Source organism: Ciceribacter azotifigens (assembly GCF_048159625.1).
In the GTDB taxonomy this organism is placed as follows: domain Bacteria; phylum Pseudomonadota; class Alphaproteobacteria; order Rhizobiales; family Rhizobiaceae; genus Allorhizobium; species Allorhizobium azotifigens.
Window position 1 is genome coordinate 519257 of the sequence record NZ_JBLQTA010000001.1, and the last position, 20694, is coordinate 539950.

General features: G+C 64.1%; 18 protein-coding genes and 1 pseudogene. 3 read left to right on the plus strand and 16 right to left on the minus strand.

The window, feature by feature from the left end; translation table 11 throughout:
* Positions 1-10 precede the first annotated feature (10 nt).
* The 4 genes from ACM6UT_RS02575 to ACM6UT_RS02590 all read right to left on the minus strand — a co-directional run bounded on the left by ACM6UT_RS02575 (position 11) and on the right by ACM6UT_RS02590 (position 3694).
* The gene (locus ACM6UT_RS02575; protein ID WP_416795800.1) at positions 11-790 is read right to left on the minus strand and encodes a MetQ/NlpA family ABC transporter substrate-binding protein; all 780 of its coding nucleotides are present in this window, start codon (positions 788-790) and stop codon (positions 11-13) included.
* Positions 791-826: 36 nt separating this feature from the next.
* Positions 827-1495 carry a methionine ABC transporter permease gene (locus ACM6UT_RS02580; RefSeq protein ID WP_416795801.1) on the minus strand — a complete coding sequence of 223 codons (669 nt, stop codon included), beginning with the start codon at positions 1493-1495 and terminating at the stop codon, positions 827-829.
* Positions 1485-2525, minus strand: a complete 1041-nt coding sequence (locus ACM6UT_RS02585; protein WP_416795870.1) for a methionine ABC transporter ATP-binding protein — start codon at positions 2523-2525, stop codon at positions 1485-1487. Before ACM6UT_RS02585 ends, ACM6UT_RS02580 begins: the two co-directional genes overlap by 11 nt.
* A 536-nt stretch (positions 2526-3061) precedes the next feature.
* Positions 3062-3694, minus strand: coding sequence for an NAD(P)H-dependent oxidoreductase (locus ACM6UT_RS02590; RefSeq protein WP_416795802.1), 633 nt, complete (start codon positions 3692-3694; stop codon positions 3062-3064).
* Between the two features lie 156 nt (positions 3695-3850).
* Between ACM6UT_RS02590 and ACM6UT_RS02595 the strand changes: the two genes are divergently transcribed.
* Positions 3851-4249: a winged helix-turn-helix transcriptional regulator gene (locus ACM6UT_RS02595; protein WP_416795803.1), complete on the plus strand. Its 399-nt coding sequence runs from the start codon at positions 3851-3853 to the stop codon at positions 4247-4249.
* Positions 4250-4331: 82 nt separating this feature from the next.
* On the opposite strand, the gene ACM6UT_RS02600 is transcribed toward ACM6UT_RS02595, so the two are convergent.
* The 7 genes from ACM6UT_RS02600 to ACM6UT_RS02630 form a co-directional block, all read right to left on the minus strand.
* Positions 4332-4892: an NADPH-dependent FMN reductase gene (locus ACM6UT_RS02600; protein WP_416795804.1), complete on the minus strand. Its 561-nt coding sequence runs from the start codon at positions 4890-4892 to the stop codon at positions 4332-4334.
* Between the two features lie 56 nt (positions 4893-4948).
* A complete protein-coding gene (locus ACM6UT_RS02605; protein WP_416795805.1) occupies positions 4949-6322 on the minus strand; it encodes a GH1 family beta-glucosidase in 1374 nt (457 codons plus the stop codon).
* Positions 6323-6589: 267 nt separating this feature from the next.
* Positions 6590-7777 (minus strand): Gfo/Idh/MocA family protein, encoded by a 1188-nt coding sequence (locus ACM6UT_RS02610; RefSeq protein ID WP_416795806.1) that lies wholly within the window; start codon positions 7775-7777, stop codon positions 6590-6592.
* Between the two features lie 182 nt (positions 7778-7959).
* Positions 7960-9012, minus strand: a complete 1053-nt coding sequence (locus ACM6UT_RS02615) for a sugar phosphate isomerase/epimerase family protein (RefSeq protein ID WP_416795807.1) — start codon at positions 9010-9012, stop codon at positions 7960-7962.
* Positions 9013-9139: 127 nt separating this feature from the next.
* Complete coding sequence (locus tag ACM6UT_RS02620; RefSeq protein WP_416795808.1) at positions 9140-10084, minus strand: substrate-binding domain-containing protein; 945 nt, start codon at positions 10082-10084, stop codon at positions 9140-9142.
* 67 nt (positions 10085-10151) lie between these two features.
* The gene (locus ACM6UT_RS02625) at positions 10152-11162 is read right to left on the minus strand and encodes an ABC transporter permease (protein ID WP_416795809.1); all 1011 of its coding nucleotides are present in this window, start codon (positions 11160-11162) and stop codon (positions 10152-10154) included.
* A gap of 63 nt (positions 11163-11225) precedes the next feature.
* Positions 11226-12752, minus strand: a complete 1527-nt coding sequence (locus tag ACM6UT_RS02630) for a sugar ABC transporter ATP-binding protein (RefSeq protein WP_416795810.1) — start codon at positions 12750-12752, stop codon at positions 11226-11228.
* 178 nt (positions 12753-12930) lie between these two features.
* Between ACM6UT_RS02630 and ACM6UT_RS02635 the strand changes: the two genes are divergently transcribed.
* The gene (locus ACM6UT_RS02635; protein WP_148156150.1) at positions 12931-13950 is read left to right on the plus strand and encodes a LacI family DNA-binding transcriptional regulator; all 1020 of its coding nucleotides are present in this window, start codon (positions 12931-12933) and stop codon (positions 13948-13950) included.
* Here the strand turns inward: ACM6UT_RS02635 and ACM6UT_RS02640 are convergent.
* A pseudogene (locus tag ACM6UT_RS02640) lies at positions 13929-14078 on the minus strand (AAA family ATPase); the annotation flags it as partial. The gene ACM6UT_RS02635 and the pseudogene ACM6UT_RS02640 overlap by 22 nt on opposite strands.
* 136 nt (positions 14079-14214) lie before the next feature.
* Between ACM6UT_RS02640 and greA the strand changes: the two are divergent.
* Complete coding sequence (greA, locus tag ACM6UT_RS02645; protein WP_416795811.1) at positions 14215-14697, plus strand: transcription elongation factor GreA; 483 nt, start codon at positions 14215-14217, stop codon at positions 14695-14697.
* A gap of 254 nt (positions 14698-14951) precedes the next feature.
* Here greA and xylA read toward each other — a convergent pair whose 3' ends face one another.
* The 4 genes from xylA to ACM6UT_RS02665 form a co-directional block, all read right to left on the minus strand.
* Positions 14952-16262, minus strand: coding sequence for a xylose isomerase (gene xylA, locus ACM6UT_RS02650; RefSeq protein ID WP_416795812.1), 1311 nt, complete (start codon positions 16260-16262; stop codon positions 14952-14954).
* A 166-nt stretch (positions 16263-16428) separates the two neighbouring features.
* Positions 16429-17883: a xylulokinase gene (gene xylB / locus ACM6UT_RS02655; RefSeq protein WP_416795813.1), complete on the minus strand. Its 1455-nt coding sequence runs from the start codon at positions 17881-17883 to the stop codon at positions 16429-16431.
* Between the two features lie 22 nt (positions 17884-17905).
* A complete protein-coding gene (locus ACM6UT_RS02660) occupies positions 17906-18931 on the minus strand; it encodes a LacI family DNA-binding transcriptional regulator (RefSeq protein WP_416795814.1) in 1026 nt (341 codons plus the stop codon).
* Positions 18932-19090: 159 nt separating this feature from the next.
* The gene (locus ACM6UT_RS02665; protein WP_416795815.1) at positions 19091-20680 is read right to left on the minus strand and encodes a DHA2 family efflux MFS transporter permease subunit; all 1590 of its coding nucleotides are present in this window, start codon (positions 20678-20680) and stop codon (positions 19091-19093) included.
* Positions 20681-20694 lie beyond the last annotated feature (14 nt).

A 20694-nucleotide genomic window follows, 5' to 3' on the forward strand; every position in this document is an offset into this window, starting at 1 on the left:
TGGAGACGGCTCAGAACGCCGGGATGAGCGCGCCCTTGAACTCGTCGTTGATGAAGGCCTTGATGCTGTCGTCGTGGTAGGATTCGACCAGCGTCTTGACCCAGGGGGCATCCTTGTCGGCCGAGCGCACGGCGATGACGTTCGCATAAGGGGACTTGTCGCCCTCGATGGCGATGGCGTCCTTGCGCGGATTGAGGCCGGCTTCCATGGCGTAGTTGGTGTTGATGACAGCGGCATCAACGTCATCAAGCGAGCGCGGCAGCTGGGCAGCGTCGAGCTCGGCGAACTGGATGTTCTTCGGGTTTTCGGTCACGTCGGCCGGACCGACCTTCAGGCCCTTGGCAGCATCGACCTTGATCAGGCCCTTGGAAGCCAGAACGAGAAGCGCGCGACCGCCATTGGTCGGGTCGTTCGGGATGGCAACAGTTGCACCGTCCTCCAGTTCGTCGAGGCTCTTCACCTTCTTCGAATAGACGCCCATCGGGGTGGTGATGGTCGTACCGACGCTGACGATGTCGAAGCCGCGGTCGGCAATCTGGTTATCGAGATAGGGCTGGTGCTGGAACGAGTTCGCGTTGAGATCGCCGTCGGCTAGCGCCTGGTTCGGCACGACATAGTCGGAGAACTCGACGATATCGATGTTCAGACCCTTCTTCGCCGCGATCTCCTTGACCTTTTCCATGATCTGGGCGTGCTCGCCGGCGGTCACGCCGACCTTGATGTCTTCAGCCAGCGTAGGGCCGGCGGCAAACAGGGCTGCGACAGCTGCAGCGATGATCAGTTTCTTCATTGTCTTTTCTCCTTGGGTTTCCTGAAAGGGAGGGTTTCAATTGTTTCGGCTACGCTTGTCGAAGCGCCGGGCGAGCGCATCCCCGGCGCTCTGCACGGCCTGGACAAGCAGGATGAGCACGACGACGACGGCGAGCATCACCTCAGGCATGAAGCGCTGGTAGCCGTAACGGATGCCGAGATCGCCGAGCCCGCCGCCACCGACCGCGCCGACCATGGCAGAATAGCCGATGAGACTGACGACGGTCAGCGTCAGCGCGAGCGTGATTCCCGGTTTGGCCTCGGCGAGCAGCACCTTGGCGACGATCTGGAAAGGCGTCGCGCCCATCGCACGCGCCGCCTCGATGAGACCCTTGTCGACCTCGCGGATCGCCGCCTCGATCAGGCGGGCAATGAACGGGATGGTCGAGATCGTGAGCGGGACGATCGCGGCGATCGTGCCGATCGAGGTGCCCGTGATGAGGCGCGTCAATGGAATGATCGCGACCACCAGGATGATGAAGGGCGTCGAGCGCAGGGCATTGACGACCAGTCCAACGATGCGGTTGGTGAGCGGCGCCTCGAAGAGTTCTCCCCTTCCGCTGGTCGCGAGAAAGATCCCCATCGGCAAGCCGACGAGCGTGCCGATGACGCCGGCGGCGGCGACCATCTGCAATGTCTGCAACAATGCCTTGACGAGAAGGCCGGCGAGCATGTCAGGCGCCATATCCGAGCACCTCCGTGGTGAGACCGGTTTCACGGTAGAAGCGCCCTGCCCGCTCCAGCGTTGCAGCGTCGGCAGGATAGGAAACGACGAGCGAGCCGAACGGCTCGCCGGCAATCTCGTCGATCGCACCGGCAAGAATATTGAGGTCGGCGCCGATCTCGGCGGCGAGCCGCGCGGTCAGCGGCTGGAAGGCCGTCTCCCCGAAGAAGATCAGCCGCACGAAGGCCCGGTCGCCCGGGGTCGGCGCGCTGGCGAGGTCGCTGCTGATCCACTCCGGCAGTTTCACGCCGACCGCTGCCGAGAGCAGTGCCCTCGTGGTCTCGTGCTGCGGGCGGGTGAAGACGTCGAAGGTCCGTCCCTGCTCGACGATGAGGCCCCGATCGATCACCGCGACGTCGGAGGCAATGGTCTTCACGACCTCCATTTCATGGGTGATCAGCAGAACGGTAAGTCCGAGCTCGCGGTTGATCCGCTTCAGGAGATCGAGGATGGATTGCGTGGTCTCGGGATCGAGCGCCGACGTCGCCTCATCCGACAGCAGCAGCTTCGGCTCGGTGGCAAGCGCGCGGGCAATGCCGACGCGCTGCTTCTGCCCGCCGGAGAGTTCAGCCGGATAACGCCCTGCCTTGTCGGAGAGCCCGACCAGGTCCATCAGCGGCTTGACCCGCGCATCGATCGTCTTGCGGTCAACGCCGGCAATCTCCAGCGGCAAGGCGATATTGTCCTGCACCGTGCGCGAGGACAGCAGGTTGAAATGCTGGAAAATCATGCCGACTTCACGGCGCAGCGCGCGAAGCGCAGCGTCATCCAGTGCGCCGACGTCGACGCCGTCGACCAGGACCCTGCCGGATGAGGGAGTCTCCAGGCCGTTGACCAGTCGTATGAGGGTCGACTTGCCGGCCCCCGAGCGGCCGATAATGCCGGTGATTGAACCTTTCGGCACAATGTAGTCGACGCCTGCCAGCGCTGTGAAGGCGGGCTGGCCGTTGGTGCCGCCAAAATGTTTGGTCACGCCCTCGAAGGCGACCATCGGATTCTGCACAGGCGGGGAATTGTCAACAGACGCGGTCATCGGGAGCCTCCCGTTGAAGCGTCGCGCGGATTTGGTCGGTTCGTCATGGAAGTCTCTTCGGTGATCACCGCGGACAGCGGCAAAGATGGCAGGAGCCGGATCGTCTATCGCAACATACACATTTGGACGGTTCGGCGCCGCTCTAGCATCTCTGGTTTCACCTTTTCAAACCCCCCGGGCGCAGATCAGCCATGCGCCGCAGAAATCTGATCCGCTTATGCCACTCGCCACCCCACAAGAATAGAGATGTTTTTCCGCGGCGTGCATCATCAGGCAGAAAATTCGTCCAAACTGGAACCGGTGTGCCACGCACGGAGCTGGCCCTTGGGTGCGGTGCCGCTCCTTCTTCTCTGCCTCAACGTCGCGATGGACTGACGGAGAAGAGCCGGGTGCTTGCCCGCCGGACGGCCGCAGCATCCGCCGAGACCGGCTGAACGCGGCTCCGGGCACTTGACCATCGGCGTGCCGGGCGGCAACCCGACACGCCCGATCGCTTACTTGACTACGGTGATGAAGCTTTCCTTCGAGCGGCGGACCTTCTTGAGGTTCACCAGCCAATCGCTTTCCGCCTCACGGTAGCCGAGCGGCATGATGGTCACCGAACGAAGGCCGCGCTCGCGCAGGCCAAGGAGTTCGTCGAGCTTGTCCGCCTCGAATCCTTCCATCGGCGTCGCATCGACGCCCTCGAATGCGGCGGCGGTCAGGGCAAGGCCGAATCCGATATAGGCCTGCCGGGCGGCATGCTGGAAATTCACGTCCGGATCGCGCGGCACATAGGTGCTGAGCAGCATCTGCCGGTAGTTCTCCCAGCCTTCGTTGGTGAAGCCGCGCTCCTTGTTCACCAGGTCGAACATCATGTTGATGCGGTCGGTCGTGTAGTTGTCCCAGGCCGCGAACACGAGCAGGTGCGAGCCGTCGGTGACCTGCGCCTGGTTCCGGGCCACCTCGCGAATGCGCGCGCGCACCTCCGGATTGGTGACCAAGATCACTTCATAGGGCTGCAGGCCGCTGGACGTCGGTGCCAGCCGTGCCGCTTCGAGTATCCGCTCGACCTTGTCGTCGGGGACGACCCTCGTCGAGTCCATCTTCTTGGTCGCGTAACGCCAGTTGAGCTTGTCGAGGAGCATGAGAGTACCTTTCTGGTCTGGTGGTTTCCGAGGCGCCATTCTGGAAAGGCACTTTCTGAAACCAAGTAACTAAACGTAACCAGACCTAAATATGTAACTCTGCACGAGACACAAGAAGGCACATGAGTTATACCAAGTCACATGGAGGTAAGTGTGATGTGCTCGAGCTTTGACCCAGCCAAGTGTCCGACCGTCAGCGAAATGCTGTCACGGCTCGGCGACAAGTGGACTGTTCTCATCATCATGGTGCTCAGAAACGGACCGCAACGCTTCAGCGACATCAAGCGAACGGTCGTCGGCGTATCGCAACGCATGCTGACGCTGACGCTGCGCGCGCTCGAGCGCGACGGCATGGTGCGTCGAACCGTCTATGCGACAGTGCCGCCACGCGTCGAATACGAATTGACCGAACTCGGCCAATCCTTTTCCGAGCCGATCCAGGCGTTCGGCGGCTGGGTTTTCGAGAACTACACCCAGATCCGCGCCGCCCGCGCCGTATTCGATGCCCGCAGCGAGGCGGAACGCGGCAACGACAAGCTGATCAAGATCGGCTGAACGGAGTTCGTCGCCCGGCCTTGAAGCTGCCCTTTGGAAACAGCGAGGCAAGCGCAGCGCCCTTAGGGAGTGCCCGAATTCCTTAGCGTGACGCCGGGTGCTTCCCGGCAACACCGCCCACGAAGCGCACGAGGGCCGAGCGAATAACGTGTTCGGTCTCCGGCGCTCCGAGGATCGCCGCGATTTCGTCCTCCGACTTGCCGAGCAACGGCACGCGCAGGAAGGCCTCGGGCCTGAGATCGGTCCCGATCGTCTTCAGCACTTCAGTCAGCGCTTCGAGTGCGAAATCGCCCCGATGCGAGGCATGCACAAGCATGACGGGCTTGCCGGGAATTTCGAAGCGCGACACCAGCCAGTCAAGGGCGTTCTTCAGGCCGCCCGGAATTCCGTGGGCATATTCCGGCGCACTGACGATCAGGCCGTCCGCCGTCGCAATCTCTCGCGCAAAGGCCAGCACCGGCTCCGGCGTGAGATCGCCTTCGAGGTCGGGATTGAAGATCGGCAGTCGGTCGATCAGGCCGGAGATTTCGACCTCCACGCCGTGCGGGACAAGACGCCGGATCGCCTCGAGCAGAGCGCGGTTGGTGGAGCGTGCCCGCAAGGAGCCGCAGAGCGCGTAGAGGCGTTTGGCCGGGACCGACATGATGGCGTGCCTTTCGGGAGAATCAGAGCGTCATCATGTCATGTCGGTCGGCCGTGTCACCCCGCCTTGAAGTTGCCCTTCGGAAACTGCGAGGCGAGCGCGCTGTACCATCTGCCGCTCTTCTTGATGATGCGTTCCTGCGTCTCGTAGTCGACGTAGACGAGGCCGAAACGCATGCGGTAGCCCTCCGCCCATTCGAAATTGTCCATCAGGCTCCAGGCGAAATAGCCGCGCATCGGAAAACCTTCGCGAATCAGATCGGCGACCACGCCGAGGTGCTCGGCGTAGTAGTCGAGGCGCGGCTGGTCGTCGACCTCGCCGTTCTCCACCTCCGTGTTGTAGCAGGCGCCGTTTTCCGTGATGTAGCAGGCGGGCAGGTCGTACCGATCGTAGAGCGTCTCCACCAACGACTTGAGCGCCGGCGCGCAGACCTCCCAGCCAATGTCGGTCTTGACCTTGGAGACCGGCGGCGCATCCACGGTCGCGGGGAATTCCGCTCCCGACGTCGGATCGTCGGCGACCCGCATCGGCGTGTAATAGTTGAGGCCCCACCAGTCGAGCTTCTGGCTGATGACCTCCATGTCGCCGTCCTTGATGTCCGGCATGCGCTCGCCAAGCGCCGAGAGGAAGTCGGCCGGATATTCGCCCTTGAACACCGGACCGAAGAAGACGCCGTTATGGAACTGGAAGGCCCGTTCGGCCGCCGCACAGTCGGCCTCGCTTTCTGATCCCGGGATTATCTCATGGGCGTTGAGCACAAGCCCGACCGGCACCTGCGGCGCCGCCTGGCGGATGGCATCGACGCCGAGACCGTGGGCGAGATTGGTGTAATGGAGCGCGTGGAGCGCTGCATCCATGTTGCGCTCCCCCGGCGCATGCACGCCGTAGAGGTGGGAGAGCCAGACCGAGCACCACGGCTCGTTGAAGGTCGCGACCGCATCGAGCCGGTCGCCGAGCCGCGCCATCACCACCTTGGCATAGCGCTGGAAGGCGTAAGTCGTGGAGCGCGCGGTCCAGCCGCCGTCGCCCATCAGGGCCAGCGGCAGGTCCCAGTGGTAGAGCGTGGCGAACGCCTTGATGCCGCGGTCCTTCAGTCCGTCGATCAGCTTGTCGTAGAAATCGAGACCCTTCTCGTTGATCCGGCCCGTACCCTCGGGGATGATCCGCGGCCAGGCGATCGAGAAGCGGTACGCCGAGACACCCATCTCCTTGATGAGGTCGAGGTCCTGTTCCCAGCGGTGATAATGGTCGCAGGCGACATCGCCGTTCTGCCGGCCAAACACCCGCCCCGGCATGTTGGAAAACGCATCCCAGATCGACGGCTTTCGGCCGTCGGCCTTGGAGGCGCCTTCGATCTGGAACGAGGCGGTAGCAACGCCGAAAACGAAATCGCCGGGGAACCGCTCGGCAAGCCTCTTCGGATCGATCATGGAAAACACCCCGCCGTTTGGATCGCAACACGCGCGGCCGGAAGGGCTGGCGCACCGGCCCGCGCGAAACATCGAAAGCGGTTTAGACCAATCCGCAACAGGGAAAAAGGCCGACGGATGAAAAAACTGCAACGTTGCAGTTAAACGACACTCTCCCCTCGAGGGGAGGGTCGGACCACAGGTCCGGGGTGGGGTGAAGACATCGACGGAGGTCACCCCACCTGCGCGCTCCGCACGACCTCCCTCGCAAGGGGGAGGGGCGAACAGTCACACCTTCACCCAGGACCCGTTCTGCTTCGACGAGGCGATGCAGGCCTCGACGAAAGCGACGCCCTTCACCCCGTCGTCGATCGTCGGATAGACGACGGCGGGATCGACGGCCGTGCCGGAGCGGGCAACCCTGATGGCGGCAGCGGCCTCCGAGTAGATCGTCGCGAAGGCTTCGAGGTAGCCTTCCGGGTGACCGCTCGGAATGCGGGTGACGCGCGCGGCTGCCGAACCGGCGCCAGCGCCCGCGCGGGTAATGAGCTGCTTCGGCTCGCCGAGCCGGGTGAACCAGAGATAGTTCGGATCGGCCTGCGTCCATTCGATGCCGCCGCGGCTGCCGTAGACGCGCAGTTTCAGCCCGTTTTCCTGGCCGGTCGCCACCTGGCTGCACCAGAGCATACCCTTCGCGGGCATTTCTCCCCCCTTGGCCTTGAAGCGCAGCATCACGTGGGCGTTGTCATCGAGCTTGCGCCCGGAAACGAAGGTGTGGACGTCGGCGGCCAGTTCATCGAGCTCCAGCCCCGAGACGAAGCAGCCGAGATTGTAGGCGTGCGTGCCGATGTCGCCGGTGGAACCGCCCGCCCCCGACTGCTTCGGGTCGGTGCGCCACGCCGCCTGCTTCTGGCCGGTCTGCTCGATCGGCTCGGCCAGCCAGTCCTGCGGATACTCCATCTGCACGACGCGGATTTCGCCGAGTTCGCCATTGAGTGCGAGTTCCCGCGCGTGGCGAACCATGGGATAGCCGGTGTAGTTGTGCGTGAGGATAAAGAGCGCGCTGCTCTTGTCCGCCACCGCCTTCAGCTTCTTCGCATCCTCCAGGTTGGAGGTGAGCGGCTTGTCGCAGATGACGTGGATGCCACGTTCGAGAAAAGCCCTGGCGGCCGGATAGTGCACGTGGTTCGGGGTGACGATCGACACGGCCTCGATGCCGTCCGGCCTTGCGGCCTCCTCTTCCGCCATCTCCTCGAAGGAACCGTAGCAGCGCGCCGGATCGAGACCGAGTTCGCGGCCGGAGGCCAAAGATTTCTCCGCCGTCGAAGAGAGCGCGCCGGCGACGAGATCGAAATGATCGTCGAGACGGGCGGCCATCCGGTGGACGCCGCCGATGAAGGCGCCCTGCCCACCGCCGACCATGCCGAGCCTGATCTTCTCAGCCCGCATTCCCTCGTCCTTGCCTTCGATTGCCATGGTGTTGTTCTCCTAAAAATGAGTGAAAGCCCCCTCTGGCTGCCGCCATCTCCCCCACAAGGGGGGAGAGCGATCGCCGCCAGGGTCCCGCTCGTAGTGGTAAGGTCACCGTAGAGCTCAAACGTTGGCGGCAAAGCCCCTCCCCCTTGTGGGGAGGGGTTGGGGAGGGGAATAAGCGTCTGTTACAGCCCCAGCATCCGGCGGTTGGCCGCCTCGTCGGTGCCGCCGGAGGCGAAGTCGTCGAAGGCCTTCTCCGTCACGCGGATGATATGATGCTTGACGAATTCTGCGCCTTCACGCGTACCGTCTTCCGGATGCTTCAGCGCGCATTCCCATTCGACAACGGCCCAGCCGTCGAAATCGTTCGCCGCCATCTTCGAGAAGATCGCACCGAAATCGACCTGGCCGTCGCCGAGCGAACGGAAGCGACCGGCCCGCTCGACCCAGCCCTGATAGCCGCCATAAACGCCCTGCCGGCCGGTCGGATTGAACTCCGCGTCCTTGACGTGGAACATCTTGATCCGGTCCTTGTAGATGTCGATGTTGTCCAAGTAATCGAGGCACTGCAGCACATAGTGTGACGGGTCGTAGAGCATGTTGGCGCGCTTGTGATTCGTCACCCGTTCGAGGAACATCTCGAAGGTCACGCCGTCATGCAGGTCTTCGCCCGGATGGATTTCGTAGCAGACGTCGACGCCCTGCTCCTCGGCATAGTCGAGGATCGGCAGCCAGCGCTTGGCGAGTTCGTCGAACGCGGTCTCGATGAGCCCGGCCGGCCGCTGCGGCCACGGATAGATGAACGGCCAGGCGAGAGCGCCGGAAAAGGTGGCGTGCGCCTTGATGCCGAGATTGCGGGAGGCCTTCAGCGCGTACTTGACCTGCTGCACGGCCCATTCCTGCCGCGCCTTCGGATTGCCGCGCACTTCCGGCGCCGCGAACCCGTCGAAGGCCTCGTCATAGGCCGGATGCACGGCGACAAGCTGACCCTGCAGATGGGTGGAAAGCTCGGTCACCTCGACGCCGTTCTGCCGCGCGACACCGGCAAACTCGTCGCAATAGTCCTTCGATTCGGCGGCTTTTTTCAGATCGATCAATTGTCCCGCCCAGGTCGGAACCTGCACGCCGGCATAGCCCTTCTCGGCGGCCCATTTCGTGATTCCGTCCCAGGAATTGAAAGGCGCCGCATCGCCGGCGAACTGCCCGAGAAAGATGCCGGGGCCCTTGATCGTCTTCATGAATACTCCTCCACATCTGCAACGTTGCCGTTAACAATTACAGCATTATACGCCGGAGACAACCGGCTAGATTTCGCGATTGGCCCGCCCGGAATGTCCGGGCAGGCGCGGTCTCTTGTGCACGCGCTCAGAACGGAGAGTCCGGGAAGTAGTACTGTTCGGCGTTCTCCTTCGTCACCAGCGTCGCGTCCAGCGTATAGGTGCCGTGGACGGGAACCTGGTCGTAGATGGCGGCCGCCGTCAGCTCCATCGCGGTGCCGACCATCGCCGGCGGATAGAGCACGTCGACCGGGATCATCTTGTCGCCGTCCATGACCTTCTTGATCATGTCCTTCGAACCGGCGCCGGCGACGATGTACTGGATATCGGTGCGCTTGGCCTGCTCGATCGCCTGCAGTACGCCGACGGCCATGTCGTCGTCCTGGCACCAGACGACATCGATCTTCGGATATTTGGTCAGGTAGTCCTGCATGACCTTGAAGGCGTCGTCGCGGTTCCAGTTGCCGAACTGGCGGTCGAGGATCTTCACGTTGGAGCCCTTGATGCCTTCGTCGAAACCGTCCTGGCGCTGCTGATCGATCGGGATCGGCAGGCCGCGGATGACGACGACTTCTGCGTCGGGCGTGTTCTTGGCGATGTACTCGCCGGCGACGCGGCCGAGCGCCGGGTTATTGCCGGCGACGTAGAGATCGCGGACGGTGGCGTCGTTGACCGACGGCGCGCGGTCGACGATCGACACGAATGTGCCTTTGCCCTTCACTTCCTTGATCGCATTGACGAGCGGATCCGGATCAGTCGGCAGGATCACCAGCGCGTCGATCCCCTGCGTTTCGAGGTCCTGCAAGGCATTCGCTTGGCTCGCCGGGTCGGGCGAGGTCTTGACGATGACGTTGAGGCCGGGGTGCTCCTTCATGAGAAGCTCGGCCACACGGTTCGCGTGGTAAACGACGCCCGCCGTCCAGCCGTGGTCGGCCGCCGGAATGGAAACGCCGATCGTCTTTGCATCCTGGGCGTGGGCGGCGCCGAAGATCGCCGTCATGGCGACGGCAAGGCCCAAGAGTCTCTTGTGCATGTCTTTCCTCCCGATAGTCACTGGGGTGTCGGTTTGCGAGCGGGCCACCCCGTTCAGCCCGGCCCTTTCACGGTCTGCGCGTCAGCGAGCGCTGGACGAGCATCGCGATGATGATGATCGCGCCCTGGATGGCCCCGATCAGGTATTCGCTGATGAAGTTGGAGAGCAGCATGATGTTGCCCACCAGTTCGAGGATGAAGGCGCCGCAGATGGTGCCCCAGACACGTCCGACGCCGCCCTTCAGCGCCGTGCCGCCGATGACGACGGCGGTGATCGCCTGGAGTTCCCACAGAATGCCGGTGGTCGCCGACGTCGAGCCGAGGCGAGGCACGTAAAGCAGCACCGCGATCGCCACGCAGATCCCCTGGATCACGAAGGCGAGCGTGCGCACCCTGTCGACGCCGATACCGGAATAGCGCGCCACCTCGCGGTTCGAGCCGACGGCCACGACGTGCCGGCCGTAGCGCGTACGATAGAGGATGAAGGCGGCGATCGCCGTCACCGCCAGAATGACGAGGATCGGAACCGGCACCCCGAGGATCGAGCCGAAATAGGCCGGCCGGTAGATTTCCTGGATCTCCGGCGAACGCAGCGTGATCGCGCCTCCCTGCGAAAGCCAGGTGGTGAGGCCGCGATAGATGCCCATGGTGCCGAGGGTGGCTATGAAAGGCTCGATGCGGCCGACCGTGGTTATGAGGCCGTTCGCCAGTCCGCAGAGCGCTCCTATGACGACGGCGAGCGCCACGGCGGCGGCGAGCAGCAGCGACGGATCGGCAATCGCCCCGGAATTCAGGAAGAGGATCATCAGGCTCGCCACGAAGGCGACCATTGAGCCAACCGAAAGGTCGAGGTCACCAGACGAGATCACGAAGGTCGCTCCGACCGCGATGATCGCGATGAAGGCGCTGCGCGTCGCGACATTCGCGAGGTTGTTGATGCCGATGAAGTTCGGATTGACCAGTGCACCGACGACCAGCAGCAGAGCCAGCGCCGCAAACGGCGCGACCGCCCTCAGATCGAGGCTCTTGCGTCCCTTGCGGACGGAGGCGGCTGCTCCGCCCTGTTCACTCGTCGACATCGTCACCCTCGTCCTCCCCGCCGGCGCATCCCGCAGCCGGCATCCTCTCTTGTCCGATCCCGGTCAGCCCGCCAGTTTCCGTTTCAGTCCGGCGGCGTAGCGCATGATCACCTGTTCGGAGACCTCCTCGCCTTCCAGCATTCCGACGATCCGCCCCTCACGCATCACCGCGACGCGGGTGCAGAGCCCGATCACCTCCTGCATTCCCGAGGAGACGACGATGATCGAGCGCCCCTCACGGGCAAGCGCGGCGATGAAATGGTAGATCTGCTGCTTGGTGCCGACGTCGATGCCTCGCGTCGGCTCGTCGATGATGACGACGTCCGGCTCGGTCTCCATGATCTTGGCGAGAAGCAGCTTCTGCTGGTTGCCGCCAGACATCCGCCCGACCATGATGTGATCGTCGCGCACGCGGATATCGAAGCGGCGCCGCGCACGCGCGAGTGCGTCGGCCTCGCTCGACGGGTCGAGATAGCCATGCCGGACATGCCGGTCGAGCGACTGCAGCGTGAGATTGGTCGCCATGCCCTCGCCGAGCAGCAAGCCGCGGCCCTTGCGGTCCTTGGTCATGTAGGCGAGGCCGTTCGCCTTCGCCGACAGGAAATCGCCGGAGCCGATTGCATGCCCCTTGAGTACCACCTCGCCGGACAGGCGCGGCCTGAGGCCCGCGACCGCCTCCATGAGTTCGGTGCGGCCGGACCCGATCAGCCCGGAAAAGCCGAGCACCTCGCCCTTGCGCAGGTCGAAACTCGCGTCCGTCACATATCCGGTGCTCAGCGAACGCACCGAGAGCGTGACCTCCTCGTCCACATCCGGCTCATGCCTGGCGGGATAGAGGCTCGCGAGCTCGCGCCCGACCATCAGCTGCGCCATCGACTCGGCATCAAGCAGCGCGGTCGGCGCCGTCTTGATCCACTGGCCATCGCGCAGCACCGTCACCCGGTCGGTCAGTTCGATGACCTCGTCCAGTTTGTGGGAAATGAAGACGAAACTCGTGCCCTTGGCGCGGAGCTTGCGCACCTGATCGAAGAGGATGTCCGTCTCGTCGCGTGACAGCACAGCCGTCGGCTCGTCCATGAAGACGACCCGCGCATCACGGCTGATCGCCTTGGCAATCTCCACCATCTGCTTGTCGGCGACCGAGAGCGACGAGATCGTCGCATCCTCGTCGATCGACGAGCCGAGGATATCGAGAACGCGCCGCGTCTCCTCGCGCATGAACCGGCGGTCGAGTATGCCGAATCGGGCCACCTCGCGGCCGAGGAAGAGGCTCTCCGTCACCGTGAGGTGCTCGGCGAGATTGAATTCCTGGTGGATGAGCACGATGCCGAGCGCTTCGGCCCGGCCGTTCGAAGGAAGGGTGACCGGCTGCCTGTCGAGAAGGATCTGCCCGGAACTCGCCTGCTCGAACCCGGTGAGGATTTTCGCAAGCGTCGACTTGCCCGCCCCGTTTTCGCCGATCAGCGCATGGACCTCGCCCGGAAGCACGTCGAAATCAACGCTGAAGAGCACCTGCACCTCGCCGAAGATCTTAGAGATGCGTTCGGCGGCAAGCACCGGCACGACAACGCCGCCCTCATGGCTGTTCATGCTGTCCTCCCTGCGGCTCCTCAACCGCTTATGCTGCTTTCTGTAAACCTTTACACTCGACATGTAAAGGTTTACATCTTTCGAAATGTGGGGATGACCACCACCGGGCCGGCTTTCGCCGCCATGGCGCCGGGGATAATGTCGCGAGCGATTCCGGAAGGATAAGGGGGCTCCGCCCGTGTCGAACATCACGCCCGCAACGATCGAGGACGTCGCGCGTCTCGCCGAGGTTTCGATCGCGACCGTCAGCCGGGCGATCCACACGCCGGAGAAGGTCGCGAAATCTACGCGCCAGCGGGTCAACCAGGCGATCGCGATCACCGGCTACACGACGAACGCCATGGCCCGCTCGCTGCGCATGGGCCGCTCCAACATGATCCTGGTGCTGGCCCCGGACATCGGCGACCCGAACTTTTCGAGCATTCTGGTGGGGCTCGAGAACGAGGCGCGCGCCCATGGCTACGGCGTGCTGATCGGCCATACCCAGAACGACCCGGAACGCGGGCTCGAATACCTGAAATTCCTGAGTTCCGGACAGGCCGCCGGCCTCGTGCTCTTCACCGGCCACGAACCATTCGGCCATCAGGCGCTCGGCCAGCGGCTGCCTCCGACCGTCGCCGTGTTCGAGCCGGTCTTCGGCGCGCGGACCTCGTATGTGGGTGTGGATGACGTGGCCGGTGCCCGCAAGGCCGCCGAATACCTGCTTTCGGCCGGCCATCGCTCGATCGCCTTCATCGGCGATTCGAAAACGCGCCTCGGCCAGGCACGCCGCCGCGAGGGCTACGACGTCGCGCTCAATGCGGCCCGCATTCCGGCCGACAAGCGGATCATCGTCGAGGGCGACGGCACGACGGAGAGCGGTCGCCTCGGCCTCGAACAGCTCTTCATGCGCGACACGCTGCCGACCGCCTTCATGTGCGTCAACGACGCGACCGCGGTCGGCGTGATGAACGGGCTCGCCGCCCGCGGCTACGACCTGCCGCGCGACTTCTCCGTCATCGGCTTCGACGACGTGCCGCAAGCGACCTACCTGAACCCGGCACTCACCACGATCCGCCAGCCGCGCACGGCAATCGGCCGACAGGCGATGGCGCTCCTTCTCGAAACGCTCGCCACGCCGCTTTCCGAACCGAAGGAAATCCTGATCATGCCGGACCTCGTCGTCCGCGGGTCGGTGACGGCGCCTGCGAGGCGGTGAGGCCAGAAGCCGTCCGCATGAAGATGGACCTTGGACGATCCATGTTCCTGTGCCAGTGCTTGCGCCGTCGTGGTTTTACCGGCGCCGGGTGGGCCGGCCAGGATGAGTATTTCGCCTGCGTGATTCATGAAGGTATTCTGGCATTCCCACGGAAGGGCCGACAGCGCCCCCGCGATTTGCCCGCGCGCCGTCACCTGTCGTATAGACTGTCTGTTCGCCCCGAGCGCAGCATTGTCCCTGAGAGAAACGGAACGGAGATCGAGTTTGAGTGTCGCTTTCGTCAAGGAAGAGAGTGCCGAGGCGGCCTCCGAAACCCTTTTGCCCGACCGGCCGATATCGCCGCATCCGAACCTCGTGACGGAGGCAGGCCTGAAGGCGCTGGAAGCACAGTTGCAACAGGCCCGCGAGGCCTATGAGGTGGCCAACGCGATCGAAGACGTGAACGAACGCCGCCGGCAGTCGGCGAGCCCCTTGCGGGATCTTCGCTATTTTTCCGAGCGGGTGCGCACCGCCCAGCTCGTTCCGCCGCCCGCCTCGACTGAGACGGTCGCCTTCGGAAGCCGCGTCACCTTCGAGCGCGACGACGGCCGCGTACAGACCTACCGTATCGCCGGCGAGGACGAGGCCGACCCGAAGGCCGGATCGATTTCCTACGTCTCTCCGGTCGCGGCGCTGCTTCTCGGCAAGGCTGTCGGAGACGTCGTCACCGTCAACGGCCAGGAGCTGGAGATCACGGCGATCGGATGAAGACGTTGGCGCTGGCCCGGGGCGAGCCGACGCCCCCGTCATGCTCGGGCTTGACCCGAGCATCCACTGGCGCCTGCGCGGCATGCGACTTTCTGAAAGAACGAACCGTCAGCGAGGACAGCCGAATACTCGCGGCACGTCCCGTCCTGCAGCCACCATTGATGGATGCTCGGGGCAAGCCCGAGCATGACGTTCGTTGACGAAGGCCGGGGCGCATACACGCCCCGCCCCTCCTTTCGCTCTGGTCTCCCGCCTCAGACGTAGCGGTTGACGACGTTTTCCAGATATTCCTGACGGCCGGACTTCGGCTCGGGATTGATGTTTTCCCGCTCCACCATGCCGGCGATCTCGTCGAGGGAATATTCGCCGCGCAGCATCTTCTGCGCTTCCGGGCTTTCCCACTTGGCGTAGCGCTCCGCGAGCGGCTTCGACAGTGCCCGGTCCTCGATCATCTTCGCCGCCGCCTTCACGCCGCGGGCGCAGCAGTCCATGCCGCCGATATGGCCGATCAGCAGGTCCTGCGGATCGAGCGACTGGCGTCGCAGCTTGGCGTCGAAGTTCGTGCCGCCGGTCTTGAAGCCGCCGCCCGCGAGGATGTGGTAATAGGCGAGCGCCATTTCCGGGACGTTGTTCGGGAACTGGTCGGTATCCCAGCCGGACTGGTAGTCGTTGCGGTTCATGTCGATCGAACCGAAGATGCCGAAGGCGTTCGCCATGGCGATCTCGTGCTCGAAGGAGTGGCCGGCGAGGATCGCGTGGCCCTGCTCGATGTTGACCTTCACCTCGTTTTCCAGTCCGTTCTTCTGCAGGAAGGCATAGACGGTGGCGACATCGTAATCATACTGGTGCTTGGTCGGCTCCTGCGGCTTCGGCTCGATCAGGATCGTGCCCTTGAAGCCGGTCTTGTACTTGTACTCGACGACGAGGTTGAGGAAGCGGCCGAGCTGGTTCAGCTCGCGCTTCAGGTCGGTATTGAGCAGCGTCTCGTAACCTTCGCGCCCGCCCCAGAGCACGTAGTTCTCACCGCCGAGCCTCCGGGTCGCATCCATGCAGGTCTTCACGGTCGCCGCCGAGAAGGCGAAGACGTCCGGATCGGGATTGGTGGCGGCACCCGACATGAAACGACGGTTGGAGAAGAGGTTCGCCGTGCCCCAGAGCAGCTTGACGCCGGTCTCGGCCTGCTTCTTCTCGAAATAGTCGACGATCTCGTTGAGATTGCGAGTGTTTTCCGCGAAGTTCGTGCCTTCCGGCCGGACGTCCGCGTCATGGAAGCAGTAGTAGGGCACGCCGAGGAGCTGGAAGAATTCGAAGGCGACATCCGCCTTGAGCTTCGCCGCGTCCATCGTGTCGGAGAACCACGGACGCTCGAAGGTCTGCCCGCCGAAGGGATCGCCGCCCGGCCAGGTGAAGGTGTGCCAGTAGGCGATCGCGAAGCGCAGATGGTCCTCCATCCGCTTACCGGCGACGATCTCGTCGGGATTGTAGTGGCGGAAGGCGAGCGGATTGGTGCTCTCCGGGCCTTCGTATTTCACCTTGGCGATATCGCCGAAAAAGCCTGTGCTCATGAGTAGTCCTCCTTTGTGCGTGTTCGAATGCCGTGAAAGTCGCGTTTCTGGCTCCCCCTCACCCTGCCCTCTCCCCGCTGGGGAGAGGAGGGTCCCGGCGCTTGCCGCAGATCTCTTCTCCCCAGCGGGGAGAAGGTGCCGGCAGGCGGATGAGGGGGCGCCCCTGTCAATGAGCCAGCGATTTGATCGCCGGATAGAGCGCCCGGTAGCGCCGGTAGGCGTCCTCGTAGGCACCCGCCAGACCGGAGACCGGTTCGATTATTTCGGCCGTCTTCGGCGCCGTGCAGACGGCAAGCGGGTCGGCCTTTGTCGCTGCAATGAGGCCGAGGCGGGCGGCGCCGAAAGCCGCACCGAAGTCGCCCTCGGCCGGAACGTCGACCGGAATGCCGAGCGCCGTCGCGATCGAGGCAAGCCAGTAGCGCGAGCGCGAGCCGCCGCCGATCGCCGTCACCCGTCCGATCGTCGTTCCGGCCGATTTCAGCGCCTCGAGATTGTCGCGGATCGCGAACGTCACGCCTTCGAGCACGGCCTGGGTCAGCACTGCACGCCCGCTCTCGTGACCAAGGCCAATGAAGGCACCGCGGATCTTCGCGTCGTTGTGCGGCGTGCGTTCGCCGGAAAGGTAAGGCAGGAAGGTGACGCTGCCCGGCGCCTTCAGCGTCTCGCCGAGTTCGGCCGTCAGCTCGCCTGCCGACTTGCCGGTGACGCCCGAATGCCAGTTCAGCGCATCGGTTGCCGAGAGAATGACGCCCATCTGGTGCCAGGTGTTCGGCAAGGCGTGGCAGAAGGCGTGCACGGCGCTCTCGGGTTTCGGCAGGTAACTGCCGTTCGCCGCGAAGAGCACCCCGGAGGTGCCGAGCGAGACGAAGGCATGACCTTCCGCGACCGTGCCCATGCCGCAGGCGGAAGCCGCATTGTCGCCGGCCCCGCCGGCGACGACGACGCCCGCCGTCATACCCCATTCGCCGGCAAGCTCCCTGCGAAGCGTGCCCGCCTGTTCGGTCCCCTCCACGAGGCCCGGCATCTGATCTTCGGTCAAGCCCGTTGCATCGAGCAGTTCCGAAGACCAGCGCCGCCTGCCCGTATCGAGCCAGGAAGTACCAGCCGAATCAGACATGTCGGAGACGTATTCGCCGGTGAGCCAGAGCCGCAGATAGTCCTTCGGCAGCAACACCTTCGCCACTTTCGCGAAGACTTCCGGCTCGTTCTTCGCGACCCAGGCGAGCTTCGGCGCGGTGAAGCCGGGGAAGACGATGTTGCCCGTGATCGCACGGAAGCGCGGATCGGCGTCCAGCGCTGCCGCCTCCAGATGGCTGCGGGTATCGTTCCAGAGAATGCACGGCCGCAGGACCCGGTCCTCGGTATCGATCAGCGTCGCGCCGTGCATGTGGCCGGAGAGCCCGACGCCCTTCACCGCCGCGAGTTCGGCCGGATGCTTCGCCTTGAGCCCGGCGACCGCTTCCCTGGTCGCTCGGATCCAGTCGGCCGGATCCTGTTCCGACCAGCCGGGATGCGGCCGCGACACATCGAGCGCGCCATTCGCCGAGCCGACAACACGCTGGTCGCCGTCGATCAGCATCGCCTTGACACCCGAGGTTCCCAAATCGAGGCCGAGATACATGTGTCACTCCATTCTTTGGCCGTTACGGCAGATTGTCCCGCAGAAATATGTCGAGACGGATGCGCTCCTGCGCCTCGACGACCGATTGTCCGTCCGCCCTCGCCTTCAAGACGCGGATCGCACTTCTGACCTCGTGGCCGGCATCCTGGTTGAGCACCGCGTCGATCAGGCCTTCCGTCAGCGCCGCCCGCGTCGTTTCGGTGAGCTCGTGGGCGATCACCGCCGGCCGGCGGTCTCGACGCACCTCCTTCAGGAGGCGTACAAGACCGCGATTGCCGGCACCGAGGCTGTAGATGCCGGCGATGTCCGGATGCGCGGCAAGCTCGTCGCGCAACACCCGTTCGGCAGTTGCGGGGTCGTCGCGGCCTTCCAGAACAGGCAGCAGATGCAGATGGCCGAACTCCGTCGCCATCACCGCGCGGAACCCCTCGAACCGCTCCCGATGGTCGCGCACCACCAGCGAACCGGCAAGGACGGCGACGCTGCCCGGTTCGGGCCCGAGGAACCGCCCCATGAGGCTCGCCGCCGTGCGGCCGGCCGCGATGTTGTCGATCCCCGCATAGTGCTGCCGTCTCGATCCCGGCAGGTCGGAGACCAGCGTGACGACGGGGATGCCCTCCTGCACCAGCTCGTCGACCGCGGCGCGCACCTCCGGCGCATCGACCGCGACCAGCGCGACGCCGGCCGGCCTTTCCCGGCCCGCCTCCTTCAACGCGGCGACAAGGGCCTGAGGATCGAAGGCGGGAACCTCTATGATGCGGATCGCCAGCCGTTCGACCGCAGCCCGGGTGACGGCATCACCGACGGCCGCCACGAGCCCACGCATGAAGGAATTGTCGTTGGAAGGCAGGATAAAGGTCAGCAGATAGACGCGCCCCTTCGCGAGATTGGCCGCGGCCATGTCGCGGACGAAGCCCAGTGCCGCAACAGCGGCATCGACCTTCGCGCGCGTCTCCTGCCGCACGCCGGGCCGGTTGTTGAGCACCCGGTCGACGGTTGCTAGGCTCACGCCCGCATGGATGGCGATGTCGTGGACGGTCGGCTTCATGTCTCCTCCGGCGCGACTCTCTACCGGAGTTCTTGAGGTACGTAAATCACATTCTGAGATACGTACCTCATATCGTTAAAAGCGTCCCGCAAAAAAGAAGGACCGTCGTTTTGAGGCGACGGTCCGAGGCGCTGCGGTGGATCTGGGAGGTGGGAGGGATCAGTGCCCGCTGCCGGCAGGTGCCGCGGCGGCCGGGCGCTTGATCAGCAAGGTGAGGAAAATCAGTGAGAAAAACAGGAGCGTCAGCCCCGTGAAGACGTCGATGAAGGAGAGAAGCCACGACTGCTGGGTCACGACGCCTGCGAGCTTCTTCACCGCCGCCGAAGCGCCGTCGAGGCCATAGCTGTCGTAATTGCCGCCGACATTATTGAGCCAGTTGAGTGCCGCCGGATTGCTCCAGGTGATGTGCTCGGAAAGACGGGCATAGTGCTCGTCCGAACGCTGGGTCAGCATGGTATTGATGATTGCCAAGCCCACCGCACCGCCGAGATTGCGCGTCAGGTTGAAGAGGCCCGAGGCATTTCTGATCCGTTCCGGCGGCAGTGTTCCAAGCGCGATGTTGTTGATCGGCACCATGCAGAGCATCAGCGAACAGCCGCGCAGGATCTGCGGCAACAGAAGCTCGTAGAAGTCCCAGTCCGCGGTCATTCCGGTCATCAGCAGCGTACCGACGGAAAAGCCGCCGAAGCCGATCATCATCATCACACGCGGATCGAGCCGGCTCGACAGCGCTCCGGCCACGGGTGCAGTCAGGAACATCGCCGCACCGGACACGAACATCGTCTCGCCGATCATCAGCGAATCGTAGCCGCGGATACGCCCGAGATAGAGCGGATAGAGGTAGGTGAGACCGTAGAGCCCGACCCCCATCACGAAGGAAAAGAGCGAGCCGAACGCGAAGTTGCGGTTGGTGAAAGCCCTCAAATCGACGACCGGGAAGTCCACCCTGAACACCCTGTAGAAGAACACGACCGCCCCGATCAGCATCGCAATCGTGCCGAGCACGATGTGCTCGTCGTTGAACCAGTCCTTGGCGTTGCCTTCTTCCAGTACGTATTCGAGCGTGCCGAGGAAGAGCGCCATGGAGGCGAGCCCCCACCAGTCGAACTTCTTGAACAGGCTGAGCTCGGGCTCGTCGAAGTCGATGAGACTCCATGTTACGGCGGTGACCAGGATGCCCGGAATGACGTTGATGAGGAACAGCCAGTGCCACGACATCGCATGGCTGATATAACCGCCGATGGTCGGGCCGATCGTCGGCGCGAGCGTTGCGACGAGGCCGATGATGGGCGAAACGATGTTTCGCTTGGAGGGCGGAAAGATCGTGAAGGCCGCGGCGAAGACGGACGGTATCATGCCGCCGCCGATGAAGCCCTGGATCGCCCGGTAGACGATCATCTGCTCGATGTTCGTGGCGGTTGCGGCAAGCGCGCTCGCCATCGTGAAGCCGGCGGCCGACAGCGCGAACAGAACCCGCGTCGAGAGGATACGCGCCAGCACGCCCGAGAGCGGGATCATGATGACTTCGGCGATCAGGTAGGAGGTCTGCACCCACGCGATCTCGTCCGCGCCGGCGCCGAGACCGGCCTGGATTTCGGCAAGCGACGCCGAAACGATCTGGATGTCCAGGATCGACATGAACATCCCGAACACCATCGCGAAGAACGCGATGACGCGCTTCGGGTCCATCGGCTGGTCCGCGGCGGGCACTGCCCCGCCCGCATTCCTCATTGTCGCAGTCGCAGCCATGCTCCTACCTCGAC

Excerpts from the sequence above, each read along its gene's own strand:
- ACM6UT_RS02575 (WP_416795800.1), bottom strand. The coding sequence starts at position 790 with ATGAAGAAACTGATCATCGCTGCAGCTGTCGCAGCCCTGTTTGCCGCC.
- ACM6UT_RS02580 (WP_416795801.1), bottom strand. The coding sequence starts at position 1,495 with ATGGCGCCTGACATGCTCGCCGGCCTTCTCGTCAAGGCATTGTTGCAG.
- ACM6UT_RS02585 (WP_416795870.1), bottom strand. The coding sequence starts at position 2,525 with ATGGTCGCCTTCGAGGGCGTGACCAAACATTTTGGCGGCACCAACGGC.
- ACM6UT_RS02590 (WP_416795802.1), bottom strand. The coding sequence starts at position 3,694 with ATGCTCCTCGACAAGCTCAACTGGCGTTACGCGACCAAGAAGATGGAC.
- ACM6UT_RS02595 (WP_416795803.1), top strand. The coding sequence starts at position 3,851 with ATGTGCTCGAGCTTTGACCCAGCCAAGTGTCCGACCGTCAGCGAAATG.
- ACM6UT_RS02600 (WP_416795804.1), bottom strand. The coding sequence starts at position 4,892 with ATGTCGGTCCCGGCCAAACGCCTCTACGCGCTCTGCGGCTCCTTGCGG.
- ACM6UT_RS02605 (WP_416795805.1), bottom strand. The coding sequence starts at position 6,322 with ATGATCGATCCGAAGAGGCTTGCCGAGCGGTTCCCCGGCGATTTCGTT.
- ACM6UT_RS02610 (WP_416795806.1), bottom strand. The coding sequence starts at position 7,777 with ATGGCAATCGAAGGCAAGGACGAGGGAATGCGGGCTGAGAAGATCAGG.
- ACM6UT_RS02615 (WP_416795807.1), bottom strand. The coding sequence starts at position 9,012 with ATGAAGACGATCAAGGGCCCCGGCATCTTTCTCGGGCAGTTCGCCGGC.
- ACM6UT_RS02620 (WP_416795808.1), bottom strand. The coding sequence starts at position 10,084 with ATGCACAAGAGACTCTTGGGCCTTGCCGTCGCCATGACGGCGATCTTC.
- ACM6UT_RS02625 (WP_416795809.1), bottom strand. The coding sequence starts at position 11,162 with ATGTCGACGAGTGAACAGGGCGGAGCAGCCGCCTCCGTCCGCAAGGGA.
- ACM6UT_RS02630 (WP_416795810.1), bottom strand. The coding sequence starts at position 12,752 with ATGAACAGCCATGAGGGCGGCGTTGTCGTGCCGGTGCTTGCCGCCGAA.
- xylA (WP_416795812.1), bottom strand. The coding sequence starts at position 16,262 with ATGAGCACAGGCTTTTTCGGCGATATCGCCAAGGTGAAATACGAAGGC.
- xylB (WP_416795813.1), bottom strand. The coding sequence starts at position 17,883 with ATGTATCTCGGCCTCGATTTGGGAACCTCGGGTGTCAAGGCGATGCTG.
- ACM6UT_RS02660 (WP_416795814.1), bottom strand. The coding sequence starts at position 18,931 with ATGAAGCCGACCGTCCACGACATCGCCATCCATGCGGGCGTGAGCCTA.
- ACM6UT_RS02665 (WP_416795815.1), bottom strand. The coding sequence starts at position 20,680 with ATGGCTGCGACTGCGACAATGAGGAATGCGGGCGGGGCAGTGCCCGCC.